At 67.5% G+C, this 16,993-nt stretch carries 13 protein-coding genes and 1 pseudogene; 5 read left to right on the top strand and 9 right to left on the bottom strand.

Annotation, left to right across the window (positions count from 1 at the left end; genetic code table 11):
* The first annotated feature begins 310 nt into the window (after positions 1-310).
* Complete coding sequence (gene acs / locus E7Z54_RS15355) at positions 311-2,317, top strand: acetate--CoA ligase (RefSeq protein ID WP_136435281.1); 2,007 nt, start codon at positions 311-313, stop codon at positions 2,315-2,317.
* Positions 2,318-2,534: 217 nt separating this feature from the next.
* On the opposite strand, the gene E7Z54_RS15360 is transcribed toward acs, so the two are convergent.
* Positions 2,535-3,803 carry a low temperature requirement protein A gene (locus E7Z54_RS15360; protein WP_240769714.1) on the bottom strand — a complete coding sequence of 423 codons (1,269 nt, stop codon included), beginning with the start codon at positions 3,801-3,803 and terminating at the stop codon, positions 2,535-2,537.
* A gap of 406 nt (positions 3,804-4,209) precedes the next feature.
* Here E7Z54_RS15360 and E7Z54_RS15365 point away from each other — a divergent pair, with 406 nt between their 5' ends.
* Entirely contained in the window at positions 4,210-5,868 is a 1,659-nt protein-coding gene (locus E7Z54_RS15365; protein ID WP_136435116.1) for an FAD-dependent oxidoreductase, read from the top strand.
* A gap of 234 nt (positions 5,869-6,102) precedes the next feature.
* Here E7Z54_RS15365 and E7Z54_RS15370 read toward each other — a convergent pair whose 3' ends face one another.
* Entirely contained in the window at positions 6,103-6,450 is a 348-nt protein-coding gene (locus E7Z54_RS15370) for a UBP-type zinc finger domain-containing protein (protein WP_136435118.1), read from the bottom strand.
* Positions 6,451-7,000: 550 nt separating this feature from the next.
* Positions 7,001-7,504: a PucR family transcriptional regulator gene (locus E7Z54_RS15375; protein ID WP_206056273.1), complete on the bottom strand. Its 504-nt coding sequence runs from the start codon at positions 7,502-7,504 to the stop codon at positions 7,001-7,003.
* A 997-nt stretch (positions 7,505-8,501) separates the two neighbouring features.
* Between E7Z54_RS15375 and mobF the strand changes: the two genes are divergently transcribed.
* The gene (gene mobF, locus E7Z54_RS15380; RefSeq protein ID WP_168798360.1) at positions 8,502-11,045 is read left to right on the top strand and encodes a MobF family relaxase; all 2,544 of its coding nucleotides are present in this window, start codon (positions 8,502-8,504) and stop codon (positions 11,043-11,045) included.
* Here the strand turns inward: mobF and E7Z54_RS15385 are convergent.
* Positions 10,997-11,701, bottom strand: coding sequence for a helix-turn-helix domain-containing protein (locus E7Z54_RS15385; protein ID WP_136435123.1), 705 nt, complete (start codon positions 11,699-11,701; stop codon positions 10,997-10,999). The two genes, mobF and E7Z54_RS15385, sit on opposite strands and share 49 nt — an antisense overlap.
* Before the next feature lie 106 nt (positions 11,702-11,807).
* On the opposite strand from E7Z54_RS15385, the gene E7Z54_RS15390 reads away from it, so the two are divergent.
* Together E7Z54_RS15390 and E7Z54_RS15395 are read left to right on the top strand one after the other, a co-directional pair.
* Positions 11,808-12,056, top strand: a complete 249-nt coding sequence (locus E7Z54_RS15390; protein ID WP_136435125.1) for a helix-turn-helix domain-containing protein — start codon at positions 11,808-11,810, stop codon at positions 12,054-12,056.
* A 2-nt stretch (positions 12,057-12,058) separates the two neighbouring features.
* Positions 12,059-12,367 (top strand): hypothetical protein, encoded by a 309-nt coding sequence (locus E7Z54_RS15395; RefSeq protein ID WP_136435127.1) that lies wholly within the window; start codon positions 12,059-12,061, stop codon positions 12,365-12,367.
* Here the strand turns inward: E7Z54_RS15395 and E7Z54_RS15400 are convergent.
* The 5 genes and pseudogenes from E7Z54_RS15400 to E7Z54_RS24065 all read right to left on the bottom strand — a co-directional run.
* Positions 12,321-14,357, bottom strand: a complete 2,037-nt coding sequence (locus E7Z54_RS15400) for a hypothetical protein (protein ID WP_206056275.1) — start codon at positions 14,355-14,357, stop codon at positions 12,321-12,323. The genes E7Z54_RS15395 and E7Z54_RS15400 overlap by 47 nt on opposite strands.
* 87 nt (positions 14,358-14,444) lie before the next feature.
* Positions 14,445-15,161 (bottom strand): hypothetical protein, encoded by a 717-nt coding sequence (locus E7Z54_RS15405; RefSeq protein ID WP_136435129.1) that lies wholly within the window; start codon positions 15,159-15,161, stop codon positions 14,445-14,447.
* A gap of 128 nt (positions 15,162-15,289) precedes the next feature.
* Positions 15,290-16,051, bottom strand: a complete 762-nt coding sequence (locus tag E7Z54_RS15410) for a helix-turn-helix transcriptional regulator (RefSeq protein WP_168798361.1) — start codon at positions 16,049-16,051, stop codon at positions 15,290-15,292.
* A gap of 275 nt (positions 16,052-16,326) precedes the next feature.
* Positions 16,327-16,488 (bottom strand): annotated as a pseudogene (locus E7Z54_RS15415) (DUF255 domain-containing protein); the annotation flags it as partial.
* Between the two features lie 130 nt (positions 16,489-16,618).
* Positions 16,619-16,993, bottom strand: a 375-nt coding sequence (locus tag E7Z54_RS24065) for a TIM barrel protein (protein ID WP_240769715.1), incomplete at its 5' end; no start/stop codon positions are given.

Consider the following 16,993-nt stretch of genomic DNA (forward strand, 5'->3'; position numbering starts at 1 on the left):
TCCTGTGGGCGACGGGGTCGAAAGCGGAGCCGATGCTGTCCAAAGGCCGTTGAATGGGCCATACTCTCAGGACCTCACCCGCATGACCCTCTAACGAATAGTGGAGTTCTGCCGTGGTGATGCGCATGATCGAATGGCTGCTCGCTTGGCGCGCTCAGGTGCGAGCCGACGAGACCAATTGCAAGCACGACGGCGCACCGCCGTTCTGCGTCCAATGCGCATCCATCCGGTTCCCGCCGTGCTGAGCTCGCGTCCCGCTCCGCAGGAAGACCCAGACAGGAGAGACCCGATCGTGAGCACCGAGGCGAACATGACCCTGTCCAACCTTTCCCGCGAGGAACGCCGCTTCGAGCCGCCCCGCGAGCTCGCCGAGAACGCCAACGTGAAGGAGGAGGCCTACGAGCGGGCCGCCAGGGACCGGGAGGCGTTCTGGGCGGAGCAGGCCGATCGCCTCGACTGGGGCCGCACGTGGGACCGTGTCCTCGACTGGGACAACCCGCCCTTCGCCAAGTGGTTCACCGGCGGCACCATCAACGCGGCGTACAACTGCGTCGACCGGCACGTCGAGAACGGCCAGGGCGACAAGGTGGCCATCCACTGGGTCGGCGAGCCCGAGGACGACACCCGTGACCTCACCTACCGCGACCTCAAGGACGAGGTCTGCAGGGCAGCCAACGCGCTCACCGAGCTCGGTGTGAAGAAGGGCGACCGGGTCGCCATCTACCTGCCGATGATCCCCGAGACCGTCGTCGCCATGCTCGCCTGCGCCCGCCTGGGCGCTCCGCACACGGTCGTCTTCGGCGGTTTCTCCGCCGACGCCCTCGCCTCCCGCATCGCCGACTGCGGCGCGAAGGTCGTCATCACCGCGGACGGCGGCTACCGCCGCGGCGCACCCTCGGCGCTCAAGCCCGCGGTCGACGAGGCCGTCGGCAAGGCCAGAGAGCAGGGCCAGGAGGTCGAGACGGTGCTCGTCGTACGCCGCACCGGCCAGGACGTCGAGTGGACCGCCAAGCACGGCGGGGACGGTGGCCGCGACGTGTGGTGGCACGACGTCGTCGACTCGGCCTTCCCCGAGCACGAGCCCGAGATGCACGACGCCGAGCACCCGCTCTACGTCATGTACACCTCCGGCACCACCGGCAAGCCCAAGGGCATCCTGCACACGACGGGCGGCTACCTCGTCGGCACGTCGTACACGCACTGGGCGGTCTTCGACCTCAAGGCCGACACCGACGTCTACTGGTGCACCGCGGACGTCGGCTGGGTGACCGGCCACTCCTACATGGTCTACGGACCCCTGGCCAACGGGGTCACCCAGGTCGTCTACGAAGGCACCCCCGACACCCCCCACAAGGGCCGCTGGTGGGAGATCTGCGAGAAGTACGGCGTCACGATCTTCTACACCGCCCCCACCGCGATCCGGACCTTCATGAAGTGGGGCGCCGACATCCCCGCCAAGTTCGACCTCTCGAAGATCCGGCTGCTCGGCTCGGTCGGCGAGCCGATCAACCCGGAGGCCTACATCTGGTACCGCGACACCATCGGCGGCGGGAAGGTGCCCGTGGTCGACACCTGGTGGCAGACCGAGACCGGACAGATCATGATCAGCCCGCTGCCGGGCGTCACCCACGGCAAGCCCGGCTCGGCGATGAAGGCACTGCCCGGCGTGGCAGCCGACGTCGTCACCGACGCCGGCGAGTCGGTGCCCGACGGCTCAGGCGGTTACCTCGTCCTCACCGAGCCGTGGCCCGCGATGCTGCGCACCCTGTGGGGTGACGACGAACGGTTCAAGGACACCTACTGGTCGCGCTACGCCGACCAAGGGTTCTACTTCGCCGGCGACGGCGCGAAGAAGGACGAGGACGGCGACCTGTGGATGCTCGGTCGGGTCGACGACGTCATGAACGTCTCCGGCCACCGGCTCTCCACCACCGAGATCGAGTCCGCCCTGGTCTCCCACCCCAAGGTCGCCGAGGCGGCGGTCGTGGGCGCGAGTGACGACACGACCGGCCAGGCGGTCTGCGCCTTCGTCATCCTGCGCGAGTCGGCACTCCAGGGCGACGGCACCGCCCCCGACGACCTGATCGAGGAGCTGCGCAAGCACGTGCAGAAGCAGATCGGCGCCATCGCCAAGCCGCGCCAGATCATGATCGTCCCCGAGCTCCCCAAGACCCGCTCGGGCAAGATCATGCGCCGCCTGCTCAAGGACGTCGCCGAGCACCGCGACGTCGGCGACGTGACGACCCTCGCCGACTCCACGGTGATGGAGCTGATCACCACCAAGCTCAGCAGCGGCAAGGGCGCCGACGACGACTGACCCCGTCTACGTTGACCCGTCGTTACTTAACGACGGGTCAACGTGTTTCTAGGGGGTGGCGTGGAACCGGTCGCGGTGGCCGAGGAGGGCGGCACCCAGGACGGCGGCGACGAAGGACCCGCCGAGCACAGCGGCCTTCGCCGCGTCACGGACCTCGCCGTAGTGACAGCTCGTTGTCGTGCTGCGACGCTCGAGGAGGCGGACGCAGGCCGCCTGACTAGGAATGCGCGTCGATCCTTTGCAAGATGGCCGCGACGTGCCGGTGGCCAACCAGCTCGTATCCGACGACGGTGACGACCGGGGCGAGCATCACCATCAGGAAGCACACCGAGAGTGCAGCGCCCGCGGCCGCCAGCGCGACCGCGGCTGCGAGGACGAGCGCCGTGGTCGCCATGAGTGCGAGGTGGAACGCGTCGCCCTCGCGGACCAGGACGGTGTGCAGGCCGTAGAGGCAGATCACGAACACCCCCACCGGAAGCGCGACGCTGACCACCGCCGACGTGGCAGTGATGTGGGCGTGGCCCTCGATGAACAGGGCGGCGACGTGCAAGCCGGCGCCGGTCGCGGCGAGCGCTGCGAGCAGCGGGATGTGGAGGTATCCCCACGCCATGGCGCGGTTCCGGTGTCGTCTCAAGACATGCGCGGCGGGCACGATGAAGTACATCCACCACAGGCCGAAGGTGAGGCCGGTGCCCGCCATCGCGATCAGCACGGCATCGGTGCTCCAGCCGCTCTCGTCGACGACGGCCGAGAGCGACGCGACCGTGCCGATCACGCCCTCGCCCAACGTGATGATGGTGAGCAGGCCGTACCGCTCGGCGATGTGGCCTGGGTGCCAGGGCGTGCCCCCACGCTGGCGTTGGGCGTACCAAGGTGTCGCGAGCTCGAAGAGGATGAGGGCGAGGGCGAGGACGGTCGCCGCTCTCAGTGACGGCTGGACGACCGCGAGTGCCACCCAGCCGGCCTGGGCCAGTGAGATCCCGAGCGCGTAGGCGATACAGGCGTCGCGGTGGGCCGGATCGGCGCTCGCGGCTCGCAGCCACTGAAGGACCATGGCGATGCGCATGACCACATAGCCGGCGACCATGACCTCGTTTCCGAGGGTGTGGCCGTCGTCGACGGCGTGAAACATCTGCGGAAGCCCCAGCGCCAGGACCACGACGCCTGCCATCTGGAGCATGGTGAGGAGCCGGAAGACCCAGTCCTGAGTGTCGAAGGCCGAAGCGAACCAGGAGTAGCTGATCCACGCCCAGACGATCGCGAAGCAGGCGAAGGCGAAAGCGAACAGACCCGAGCCGTAGTGTCCCTCGGCGTACAGGTGCGCGAACTGCTCACCGGCGATTCCGAACGCGACGACGAACGTCAGGTCGAAGAGGAGCTCCAGCGGTGTGGCCTGACGATGCTCCGCGTCGGGATCCCGACCGATCATGGGCACCATCCGGTGGCCTAACGAGCGGAAGCGACCCTCGTTCTCCTGTCCAACCATGTCGGTCATTCTCTCAGCGATGGCCGTCGGGTCGTGCACCCACGGGCCGGTCCAAGACGGGCTGTCGGACTGAAGTCACCGGTGCCATCGCGGCGCGGCACGGAGGGCTCGAACCGTAGTGCTGTGAACGGCTCCCTCACACGAGTGATGCCCGCCGAGTCGTCCACTCGGTAGCGTGTTCTCGTGTGAGGGAGACAGCGGGCGAGGTCTCAGTGCACCGGTCACCGCGACGTGAGGAGCAACATGTGCTGTTCTCGATAACCGAGGCTGACTGGATCCTTGGCCGGCCGTTCGCCAGTCCAGCCAGGCAGGGTGGCACAGCCTCCTCAAGCGACAACCTCGAGACTCACCTGTCACCCGGCCGGGCGACGGCTCCTGGGCCTTCGGGCGGCGACGGGGCTCGCCGATGAGCGGCGTGGACGACGTACGGGCGCCCGCGATCGTGCTGGTGTCCGGCGACGTGGCCGACCAGTTGCGTGAGCAGTTCTGGCGCTACTCGCGCGAGTACGAGCTGCACATCGCCGGCTCGTGCGCGGAAGCCCTCCGTGTGACGCGGTCGATCCTGGACACGGGTTCGACGGTGGCGCTCTTCGTGTCGGACTCCCGGCTGCCTGACGACGACGTCCTCAACGCGTTTCAGCAGTGGCGCGCACTCGTGCCGACCGCTCGGCGGCTGGTCGCACCGCCCTATGAGCGCTTCCTTGTCGACGGCCCCGCCTTGCGGCCCGGCCTGGCGGAGGGGAAGTACGACGCCTACCTGCTCATGCCGCGCGGCGTCAGGGACGAGGAGTTCCACCAGGCCGTCAGCGAACTGCTCTCCGACTGGGGGTCGACGGCTGCGGACCCCGAGGTCTTCGCGGCCTCGATCGTGGCGGAAGCCCACGATGCGCTCGTGTGGGCGATCCGCGACTACCTCGACCGGATGGGCTTTCCGAACCGGCTGTGCTCCCCTGCGTCGCCCGAGGGACGCGAGATTCTGGCGCGAGCCGGCGGCACCCCTTCGCTGCCCGTTGTCAGCGTCCTCGACCGCACGCCGGTTTCTGCATCCAGCGTCCGCGACGTCGCCGTTGCCCTGTATGGCGTCCCCGACAAGCTCGACGTGTCGGAGGTCGTGGACCTCGCCGTGGTCGGTGCCGGACCGGCCGGGCTTGCCGCCGCGGTGTACGGCTCCTCCGAGGGGCTCAGCACCGTCGTGATCGAGGCGGAGGCGATCGGGGGCCAGGCCGGCTCGAGCTCGATGATCCGCAACTATCTGGGTTTCCTCCGCGGCATCTCCGGGATGCGTCTCGCGCAGCGCGCCCGCAACCAGGCCCTCCGCTTCGGGACGCGGTTCTTCACGGGTCACGACGTCGTGGTGCTGGCCCCAGGGAGACCGCACACCCTTGAGACGACGGACGGCCGCGTCCTGGCTCGTGCGGTGATCGTCGCCTCCGGGGTGCGCTACAACCGGCTGCGCGTCGAGCCGCTCGAGGCGCTCGTGGGTCTGGGCGTCTACTACGGCGCGGCGATGTCCACGGCACGTGAGATGTCCGGCTCTGACGCGTTCGTCGTGGGTGGCGGCAACTCCGCGGGCCAGGCCGCCGTCCATCTCGCCCGGTACTCGCGCTCGGTCACGATCCTCATCCGGCGTCCGAGCCTCGCCGAGACCATGTCGCAGTACCTCATCCGGGAGATCGAGAGCAACCCCAGGATCACCGTGGAGCCACGGACTCACGTGGTCGACGGCGGCGGCGACGGACACCTCGGATGGCTCACCACGGAACGCCTCGACACCGGCGAGCGGATCGCCCGACCGGCGGCCGGCCTCTATCTCCTGCTCGGCGCGTCCCCGCACTGCTCCTGGCTGCCACCGGAGGTGGCGCTCGATGAGTTCGGATTCGTCCTGACCGGGCGCGACGTCCCACCAGAGACCTGGACCGGCGGGCTCCCTCCAGCCAGCCTGGCCACCACCGTTCCCGGCGTGTTCGCGGTCGGTGACGTCCGGTCGGGATCCACCAAGCGGGTTGCCACCGCCGCCGGCGAGGGGGCGTCTGTGGTGTCGTCCGTCCATCACTGGCTGAGCTAAAGGGTTGGGCCGGCTACTCGGCCCGTGCCGCACCTCATCCGATGTGACCGGTGGGTGCGTCATAGCCTTCACATCGCACACTGGCAGGAGTCAGCTCCATCCGGCTCTCTGGCAGGCTGTTGCTTCTGACCAGGCCAGAGCACCGGACCTTCCCGGTCGGCCTCCGGTCGTGGAGAAGCTGACGAAGTCGGATCCAGCGAACGTTCCGCTGAGCACGGCTTTGGACCAGGAGAATCAGTGGTGTAGCAGGTATCTCCAGTCCTTCGGAACTGAGCCCGCTGGACCCGGGACAGCCTGGTCCAGCGGGTGGTTCCGAGGCGGCGCGAGCGCTGGCCCGTCGTAGTAGTCCTCGGACTCAAAGTCCCAGAACCACTCCTCCCCCGGTTCGTAGCTCTGCATCAGCCAGTGCCCAGTCGCCTCGAAGTGGCCTCGTGCGTGCTGGCTCGGCGAGGAGTCGCAGCAGCCGACGTGACCGCAGAGGGCGCAGCGTCGGAGGTGGAACCACCACCCGTCCGGAGCGGCCTGAAGACACTCGACACAGCCGTCACCCGACGGCGGACAGGTCGGATCGATGTCGGCCATGCTCACTCTCCTCATGCGATTGGCACGGGTCTGCAGACAACCGGGATCAAGACCCCCTCAGCGTAGGCCAGCGAGACGGCAGGCAGGACGGGCCGTTCAGTTGCCGTCGGTCAGGAACCGCCGGCACGAACGACGTCGACACCTGCGCTACCTTCCCGCGCGATTCCGACACCGATGCCTTGGAGATGACGACGCTCATCGCCGCGCTGCAGGCGGGCCGCGACATCCGGGAGCAGAAGCCGAGCACATATCCGACGCCGCCCAGCCTTAGCGGCTCGGACAAATCGAGAACGCTCAGCACTCGGCTGAGCAGAAGGACGTGGTCCAGCAGGAGGCCGAGGCGCGATCCAGGCTTCAGGCAGGACCCGGCGCCTGTGGTTGAGCCGACTCAGGCGTTCGCCGCAGCCGCCCTCCCCTCTGCCGAGGTTCTGAGCTCCAAGGTGGCAGAGCCAATGTGCTGTTGTCGAGTGGCCGCGCCTGCCCCTCATCGTCAGGAGAGCCAGCGTGTTACAGCGACCGAGTCGCCTAGATGACGCCGGGTGTCACAGGCTCACTCCCAGACGGGGGAGCCCTCGACGTAGGAGTGGAACAGCAGTGCCACACGTAGACGCGTGACGTTCGGCTCGTCCTGCCAGTCTTCACCGAGGACGTCGGCAATCCTGGCCAAGCGTTTGACCACCGTGTTCGCGTGCACGAAGAGGGCCCGCGCCGTCTTGGCTACGTTCATGCTGTGGGCGAAGTAGGCGGCCACAGTGTCGACGAGTTGTGCCTTTTGGTTCTCGTCGTAGCGACGAAGCGGCCCCAGGGTCTGCTCGAGAAAGAGGCTCATCTCGTGCTCGCGTCCTGGTGTGAAGAGCAGGCTGAAGATCGCCAACTCGTTGGTCGTGACGGCGCGGGACTCGGTGCCGAGGCCGCGCAACATGGTCGCGCACCGCCGTGCCTCGGTGAGGGCGTCACACACGGCACCGCTGGCTCCATCGACGGCCCTGGACGCGCACACGAGGGCTGGGATGCCGAGCTCACGCCGCAGCCGCTTGTGGACCTCGCGCGACACCACCTGGGGGTCTTCACCACTGGGAAGCCTGTCCTCCCTCTGTCGTCGGGCACCGCGCGGCCGCCGCCGCACTGCGCGATGAGGCCAACCATTTCCTCGACGAAGGCTGAGAAGAGCTGACCTGCCGAGGGCCAGCCAACCCTGCTCCATCTCGGAAAGCCATTGGAACCTCTTGTAGTCACCCGCGAGCTCCAACGACCGTGGACTGAAGGGTCCGAACAACATGCACTACGCAGACTGGATCAACATGACGAGCGAGAGGCACGAGCACGCGTCTACCGGCGCGGCCGGTGTGGCGACGCTTGCGATGATTGTTCGGGAAACGTCCAGGACAAGGATGAGCGCACTCACCGCGACCAGAGGACGAGGCCGGGTCAAGGACGTCAGCCGGCTGGCCGGTCCTAGCGACGCAGAACTTCTGGGCGGGCACGTGGACGATCTACAGCGTACCTGTCTCAACTCCCACGTGCCGGGCATCGCTTCTGCTGTAGGGGCGTTCAGTTGGTGGACCCTTCTCCAACACGGCGCTCTAGGAACATGCTTCCCGATCGGCGGTGGACAGCAGCTCGCCTCGGCGTTGGAGTCCCCTCCAGTTCGCAGAGCTGTCATCGAACAGGTCGCAAGCTGACGCTTGCCTCGTTCCACCGCGGGTTCTCAAAGACCCGACCGGACTCCTGGTTGATGTGCGCGCATCGGCTGCTGGCGGCGCGATGCCGATCGATCGCCGCCGCTTCGGCGAACTGCGGCCGGTGTCGCCCTACGCCTCTTGATCTCCCCGCTCTTCCGCCGCTGATTCGCCTCGCCTCTGGCCTCTCCGCCCATCACCAATCACCAATGGCTCTCCAATCTCCTTCTCGTCGGACGCCTTCTGCCCGTCCCTTCCAGACGGCACGCATGCTACGAACTTCCGTAGGAGAAACCGGTCAGGTATCCCCCTGACCAGCGGAAATGCGGTTGTCGACGGTTGTTGAGGGAGGCTGTTCGGGTGCATGGCGGGATGAAGATCTACCGCGGCGCTGCTGCCGCCGCGCGCCACTACGTCGAGGCCGATCGCTCCCGCGCGGACGACTACTACCTCGCCGAAGGCAGCGGGATCGCGATGCACTTCGCTGCGACTCCCGACGGCATCGACCGCCGAGCCGACATGGACGGCGACACCTACGAGCGCTGGGTCGCAGGCTACGACGTCGAGACCGGTCTGGCGAAGGGGCGGCTGAGGAAGGACGAGAAGGGAGTCCGGTTCGTCGAGGTCACCGTCAACGGGCCGAAGACCTGGTCACTCGCCGCTGCGCTGCACCCCGAGATCGCCAAGGCGTACGACGCCGCCCAGATGGCCGCGGCTGAGGAGATCGTCGGCTGGCTCGCCTCGCACGCCACCACCCGGGTCGGGCCGCGCGGCAACCAGGTGCAGATCCCGGTGGAGCAGGTCGAGGCGGCCGTCGTACGTCACTTCACTTCTCGCGCCGGGGATCCTCATCGGCACCTGCATCTCCAAATCAACGCCCGGGTGTTCGCGGACGGGAAGTGGCGCGGCCTGCACACCGTCGGCGTCCGCGACAGCCTGGAGGCGATCAACGGGATCGGGCACGCAGCGGTGATGACCAATCCGGAGTTCCGAGAGGCGCTGGCGCGGCACGGGTTCACGCTCGACGCCGAGACGGGCGAGGTCACAGAGCTCGCGGAGTTCGCCGGAGCGTTCAGTGCTCGGGCCAAGCAGATCGAGGCGAACATCGACACCTACGAGGCCGAGTGGCGCACCGACCATCCGGGTGAGGAGCCCGGTCCGGCGCTGCGGCAGACGTGGGATCGCCGAGCATGGGCCGACGCCCGGCCGGACAAGGTCGTTCCGACGAGTGGCGAGGAGCTCCGACAGCGCTGGGTCGATGAACTGCACGAGCTCGGCTACGCGCCGCCCCAGCCAGGAGCCGGTCTCGGCGTCCTGCGGGCTGGTGCCGTCGACCGGGACGGCGTCGTCGAGCTGGCGTTGGTTCGTCTCGGGTCGCGTCGCTCCGCGTGGAACGCGGCCGATGCTCGGGGTGAGGTCGAACGGATCATCGCCAGTAGCGGCGGCGTGGTCGACGCCGCCGTACGCCGCGAGCTCGCCGAGGACCTGACCGCTCGCGTCGTCGCCGCTTCGCAGCCGTTGCTAGGCCGGACCGACGAGCGTCAGCACATCCGCACCTTGACGACGACCGAGGTGTTGGCCGTCGAGCACGAGATCGTCGACCGGATCGCTGCCCGCGCGGAGGCCAAGTCCGTCACGGTGATCGAAGGCCCGGCCGGCGCGGGCAAGACCGCGCGGCTCGCCGCCATCCGCAATCGGGCGGTCGCCGCCGGACGCCGAATGGTAGTCGTCACCCCGACGCTCAAGGCGGCCCAGGTCGCGGCGGGCGCGACCGGCTCGGCGTCGTACTCCGCCCACTGGTTGCTCCACCAACACGGATTCCGTTGGGACGCGGACGGCCGATGCACCCGCGTCACAGCCTCCCCTGCGCCAGCCGCCCAGCTGCGTCGCGGCGACCTCCTCGTCATCGACGAAGCAGGGATGGTCGACCAGGACACGGCTCGCGCGCTGCTCACTCTGGCCGACGAGACCAAGGCCCTCGTGATGCTGGTCGGCGACCGACATCAACTCCCCGCCGTCGGTCGAGGCGGGGTGCTGGATCTGGCTATCAGGTACGCGCCAGATCGGGTGCAACAGCTCAACGGCGTACGCCGCTTCAGTGATCCGTGTTATGCCGAGCTGTCGTTGCGGATGCGGAACGGCGCCGGGGCGGGCAAGGTGTTCGACGAGTTGCTCGCGCGTCGCGAGATCGTCATCCACGCCAGCGACGTCGAGCGAACCCGACGCCTCGCCGCCGAGGCCAGCGTCGGCAAGCTCGTCGTCGCCGACACCCGCGAGCAGGTCGCGCGGATCAACACCTTCGCCCATCGGATCCGCAAGGCAACCGGCGAGGTCGACGAGCAGGTGCTGACCACAGCGGGCGAGCGGATCGGGGTCGGCGACACCATCGCGACTCGGCGCAACGACCATGACGCCGACGTCGCGAACCGCGAGTTGTGGACCGTCGTCTCCTGCGATCGCGGCGCCCTCACCGTGCGCGGCGAGGCCGGAATGAGGGTGCTGTGTTCTGAGTACGTGCGGTGCGACGTCGAGCTCGCCTACGCCACAACGGCCTACGGCGCGCAGGGTGCCACAGTCGCGGAGAGCCACGTGCTTGTCGGTGAGCACAGCGGCGCCGCGTCGGCGTACGTCGGGATGACGCGCGGCAGGGATCGCAACGTCGCGCACCTGGTGGCCGAGTCGGCGGACGATGCGCGCAAGCAGTGGTGCGACGTCTTCGGGCGCGACCGTGCCGACCTTGGTCCGGCGCACGCGCGGGAGGCGGCGGCCGAGGCGATCGAGCGATACGGGCCGATGAACCCGCGCTACTCCCGTCACGCGGCAGGTCGGTCGCCGGAGCTGATCCGTCGGCCTGAGCCGGATCCGGGTTACCGCCCGCCGCCCGTCCCATCCGGCGGCCCTGGCCTCGGATTCTGAGAGGGCAACGGTCGCGGGTCGAATCTGGTCCGAATGAACCGCACCCGCGGTCCCTTGGGTTTCGCCGGCTGCTTCGGCAGCGCCTCGCGGCCTCGGATCCACGCCAGGGCGGTGAACGACTCGTTGGCGCGCAAGGGGTCTGGCTTCGTCCGCTCCCGCGCGATGCGGACCGGCCACTTCCACGCCTCGCGGATCGGGTCGGGCAGGTCCAGCTCGTCCCACACGTCCACCAGGAGCGGGCCGTCGATCCAGCGGAGCATGTCCTCGGGCGGGCTCCATCGGAGCAACTGCTCGTAGGCACCCATGCGCTCATGCCGGTCTCGCATGTCCCACTCGCGCAACGGCCCGTTGTCGATTCCGGCAGGGATCACCAACGTCGCGAAGCAGTCCGGCATCTCGACGTTCCACAGGATGTTCGGCACCCAGAAGCGTCCAAACTCAGGCGCCTCGTGCTCGGTCCAGTCGATCAGCTTGCGCAGGTTGAGGTCATAGCCCGCGGCTTCGAGGATCCGCCCGGCCACCTTGATCGTCGGCGACTTCAGTCCCCGCTCGTACGCCGACAAGGTCGCCTGCGACGTACCGGATCTCGCGGCGAGCTCTGCCTGCGTAAGGCCGCTGGCTCGTCGTGCGACTTCGAGCAGGTACGCCCGATCCATCTTTCGACGATATCCGATCGAACGTATTCGGGCGTCGGCGCGGCAGGTCGTTCACACCTAACTGTCGCCCACGATCCGCGCGGGCCATCGCCTGACAGGAGGAACCATGAACAGCACCACCCACGACGTCCCCTTCCACGCCCGCCACGATGACGAGCTGCTCACGCTCGACGACGTCGCCGAGATCCTGCGCACCCCGATCAACACCGTCCGCTGGTGGCGCCAGGAGGGCACGGGTCCGGAGTTCTTCAAGATCGGAAGGCGGCTCTACACAACCGTCGGCGATCTGCGGACGTTCATCCGCATGCAGCGGCTCGCCTCCCAGCCGGTCCTCGGCAAGCCGAAGGCCGTGTGACCATGCACTGGCCGCCGGACGCCTCGGTCGACACCGACCCGCGGCACGTCTTCCTCGACGCGCACGACGTGATGGCGCGCTACGGCTGGGGCAAGACGAAGGGCTACCAGAACCTCAAGGACCGCTCGCTCGTGCCGCCGCCGGTGATGACGCACCCTGATCGGTGGCGGCTCGACCAGCTTCTGGCCTGGGAGGAGAAGCGGATGGAGCTTGCCGAGGCCGCCTTGAAGGCACTCGTCGCGCCCGACCGGGAGCAGGCCACGATCACGGACTTGCTCCCTCAGCCGAAGCGGAGGCATCGGTCGGCCTGAGCGGCGCCTCGCTCGGACCATCTTCCAGCACAGGGGAATCCGATCGAGTCTCAGCCCAGAGGCAGAGGTCATCATTGACCTTGATGACGAGCGCGATCATCATTCGCAGGGCGGTGACGTAGGCATGGAAGTGGGTGTCCTCACCCTCAGCGTCTGCTTGCGAACCGTGCAGGTACTTGTTGCGCAACTCCGGCCCATTGCTGAAGTCAGACTTGTTGAGGAAGTAGTTGAAGTACTGCGCCTCGGCCTCGGTCAACAGCGATGAGTGACGCCTCACCCATCCGCGAGCTTCCATGGCGTCGACAGCGGAGCGACCTTCCTTCGAGAGCCTGTAGTAGCTACAGGCCTGAGTCGCGAACAGCGACCTCAGGACCAGGAACTGCGGGGCACTGGCGATCTGCATCCTCTCGCCCGTGTCCTCCAGGATGCCGAGCGAGATCAGATGATCGACAGCGGGCTGTTGGTACTCGTGGAAATCGGCGTAGGAGACGACGTTTCCGATGAGAAGCCCGGCCGCGTCATCGCCCTTCAACTCCTCGCTGATGTACGTCAGCGCTGACTGGTCGGAGAACAGGGCGTGAAGAATGCCGGCAATCTGGTCGTCGTCGGTCGGGTAGACGTACTTCCCCGAAAGCAGGCTCGGAACCTGTCGGTAGCGAACGGGATCTGAGGTGATCGCGAGCAGGTCCCGATCGAGTACGCCGTTCTCGGCGAACAGGCCGAACTGAGCGAGCGCGCTCTCCATCTCAGCGAAGAGGTGGCGCACCCTCTCGAGGTAGGACGCGGCCCCGCTCGACGGCCTGAACGAGAAGTTCGCAGCACCGAACTCCTCTTTTAGGTAATCCTCGAAGAACCAGGAGATTACCCCTTCAAGGTCCCTTTCCTTGGTCTCCAGGTAGTGCTGATACAGCCTCGTCTGAAGCAGGGTGCTCATGTCGACCGCCCGGAATCCTGCGCCGACCCTGTACTCGGTCTTGCCCGTCGCCCCCATGAAGCGCTCGAAGACGCCCAACTGCGAGGGATAGGACGGCAGTGTCAGCAGGACACCACGGTCGGCAAATTCGAACAGGTGCTGGAAGTTGTTGAGGATGCTCGGGTTGTCACAGGTCTCGTCCAGCCATCGGCTGCTGTAGGTGAATCGAGCAACCATCCCGTCTGAGTCGTCCATCTCGTAGAGCACGGGCTCGTCCTGCGTCTCGGATAGCCGCACCTCGGTCCCGGTCTTGAGGCCGGTGTTCTTCTCGAAGAACGCCTGCGTCATCTCCGCGTTGCGGCGCTTCGCCCGCAGCTTCAACTTTGCATCGATGCCGGTGGCCGAGCGGACAGGGGCAGTTTCGATGAGGCCGATGTAGTTGGGGTTCGCGTCTGGGCTATCGACGTATCGCTCGAGCAGATCGCGAGCATCGGCTGGTGTGAAACTGGCCGGGAGGTGAACCTCCGCGCGCACATCCTGCTGCAGGTGCTTGCGGATAATGTGTTCCGCGTTCCCCGGAGACCCGATCAACCGGTCCCGTACCTTCGCGTCGTAGGCGAGCACGAGCTTCTTGCAAGCGAGCATGTCGCCAAGGTGCACCCCGGTCTGATCGAGCGCAGCCAGCATGACTGCCGACGTGCAACGTTCGAAGGCCCTGTTCCGCCCGAGGAGTTCGAGGAGGTCAGCGTGGTAGTCAAAGTCGACGCCCGCGACGATCGAGACGCAGTCGACGTCGTTGGTCGCCGAGAAGAACCTGGCCACCGTGCTCCGGATCGGACCGATCTTCGACATCGCCGCGGCACGTTCCGCCTCGGTGCAGTCGCGAGGGAGCAAGCCGTTCTCAAGGTACTGCTGCACGTTGTGGAGCTCGATGATGTCCATTGGGTCAGTCGGCGCGCTCGACGGGTCGAAGTGCTCTGCTATCTGAGCGACGCGCGCCACGAACCACCCCGCGGCCAGATCATGCACGCCAAAGAACCGAACCCTCCGCAGGGACGCTCCTTCCTCGTCACTCACCAGTTGACCTCACTCCCCGCTTCTTACTCCCGTGCTGACATCGTTGCGCAACGGACCGACATCAAGAGGAGCGCTGTGCGAGCATCCTCACCCACCAAGCGCGTCCCGCCACTGCGCGAAGAGCCCGTCGATGGCGGTCGGATCGACGAAGGTGTCGAAGGCGGTCTTGGCTCGCTCCGCGCTAACCGGATCCCGCAACACGCCTGCCGTCCACTCCACACTCTGGCGAACGTCGACGCCGACCTCGGGGTGTTCGATGAACTGCCCGATCACCCGAAAGGTCTCGCCAGGGTCTGCGACTGCCATGAGCCGCCAGAGGTCGCCGAGGTCCTTGTCTCGAACCGGTCCCTTGCGCGGCTCCCGAAGCCGTTCACCGATCTTCGAGCCCTTGGCCAGGATGAGCGCCGGGATCTCTGCGACGTGGAGGTCAGCCGTCAGTCGCGGGTCGGCAAAGTCGGTGATCGTCACGCGCGATCGGTTGAACGCCGCGAGTTCGAGGCCGAGCGCGTTGCCGACAGCGAGCTTGCCGTGCGCGGGCGGCAAGGCAGGGACTCCGCGCTTGGTGCGGCTGGCAGTCCCGGACAACCCGTGGGGCGCCAGCAGATCGACTTTCTCGCGGAACGATCGCGTGCCGTCGGCCTCGTCGTAGGCCGTCCGGCCCCACAGTCCGGGACGAGCTGTCGTGCGGTGCTCGTAGCCCGCGTCGGCCAGGAGGGCTTCGATGCTCGGCACGTCGCCGACCAGGCCCGGCGTCACACCGTGGTCGCCGTCTCCGGTCGGCATTCGCGGCACGTCGAGGTCCATTGTCCGCAGCAAGACGGCGTGCGCACCGACCAACGTCAGCGACTCAGCGTGGACCTGGAGAACCTCGACAACGTTGATGATCGCGCGGCGACTCCACTCGATCTCGGTGCGCGGCTCGTTGAAGTCCATCACGCCACCCGCCTCCCCATGAGGATGTCGGCCTGCTCGACCATGCGGTCGATGCCACCGTAGGCGTCGATGATGACCTGATCGCGAGCGACGACCGTGACGCTGGCGATGTCGACACGGCCGACCTCGCTCACGCCGTCGAACGGGATCAGCGTTACCCGCATGCCGAACGAACCGGGCTCCTTGCGCACGAGGCCGGCCGCCTCGGCGGCACGAGCGACGTCCTCGACGTAGATAACCGGCCATGCCTCGCCGGCGCTCGACCGGTAACGGTTGGCTCCGGCATCACCGGTGAGTGCGTAGTCGATGCCGGCCCCGCGAAGCGAGTCAGCGACCACATCCGCAGAGAGCCCCGCGGTGAAGTCCATCGCTCCAGGGCGGCGCGTCAGTCGGGCGGCGCGACCGGCACGGAACAGCAGGTCCGCTTCCTTCCCGGCGGCGACCCGACCGTCGGCATCGAGAAGTCCGATGCGAGCCCAGCGCTGGCGCCACAGCTCGACACCCGGAGTCGGCGACACGTCGAGCGCCGGGTTGAGCGCAAGACGTGCGGTCGCGATCGCATCCACATCCGCAAGGCCGGTGAAGCCGATCGGCTCCCCCAAGACCGTCAGGATCTCCTGCGCCAGATCGAACGACGGGCTGACCGCACCGGACTCGATCCGCGTGACCGTGGTCGGGGCAACGTCGACCAGCGCCGCGAGCTGACGAGCGCTCAGCCCGTTCACGCGGCGCAGCGTCGAGATGCGTTCTGCCAGGTCCACGCCCAACAGTCTACGAGAGTGTTGCAAATACGCAACACGTTAAGTATCGGCCCGGAAGCTAACATGTCTTGCAGACCTGTCAGGTCCTTCAACACGTCGAGATCGGCTGCCACTGGGTCACCAGTGATGGGGCCAAAGTGATGCACGAGAGTGATGCACGAAGCCCCGGAATCGGTGTCAAACGACGGCACTCGCCGTTCCGACGCGAACCGCAATCAGGCCACTGACCTGCGGTTTCGCATATTTCCGTCGACAGCCGCCAACCGGGGAACCTCGTGGCACCAGTGGCAGGCGGCGTACCCGACGGAGAGCAGGACCGGCAGGTTGCGGCGACGCGCCTCGGCGAACGCCTCCGGGCCCCACTCCCACCAGTCGACGGGATTCTCGGCGTGTTGGAGCAGGTACGGGCTCGTCGCAGACGCCAGGCGATTCGGCATGCTCCCCACGCTAGCCCGTGCCCGTCGAGAGGCCGGCAGGATCCGAGCGGCACCGGAACCGGCGGTTGCGTGATTCGCGAAGATCGCTGGCCGCCGAGGAAGCCGCCGACACCGCCGCGGCGCCAGCGGGCTACAACGTGAACGCGTCCCGGAACGCGGCGAGGGCTGCGTCGGTGCCGGCCGTTCCGGGCCGGCTGGCGAAGGCCTCCATCGCCACCACGCCGTCGTACCCGGCCTCGGCTAGCGCCAGGGCGACCGCTGACCAGGCGATCTCGCCGGTGCCGGGCTCACAGCGTCCCGGCACGTCCGCGACCTGTACCTCACCGACGTACGGCGCCGCGCGGCGGATCAGCTCGATCAGGTTCCCCTCGCCGATCTGCGCGTGGTAAAGGTCCAGGTTCATGCGCAGGCGCGGACTACCGACCGCCCGCACCAGCGCGAGCGTGTCTGCCGCGCGGGCGAAGGGCGTACCCGGGTGGTCCACCTCGGTGTTGAGGTTCTCGAG

Source organism: Nocardioides sp., assembly GCF_004803405.1.
GTDB classification, from domain to species: Bacteria; Actinomycetota; Actinomycetes; order Propionibacteriales; family Nocardioidaceae; genus Nocardioides; species Nocardioides vastitatis.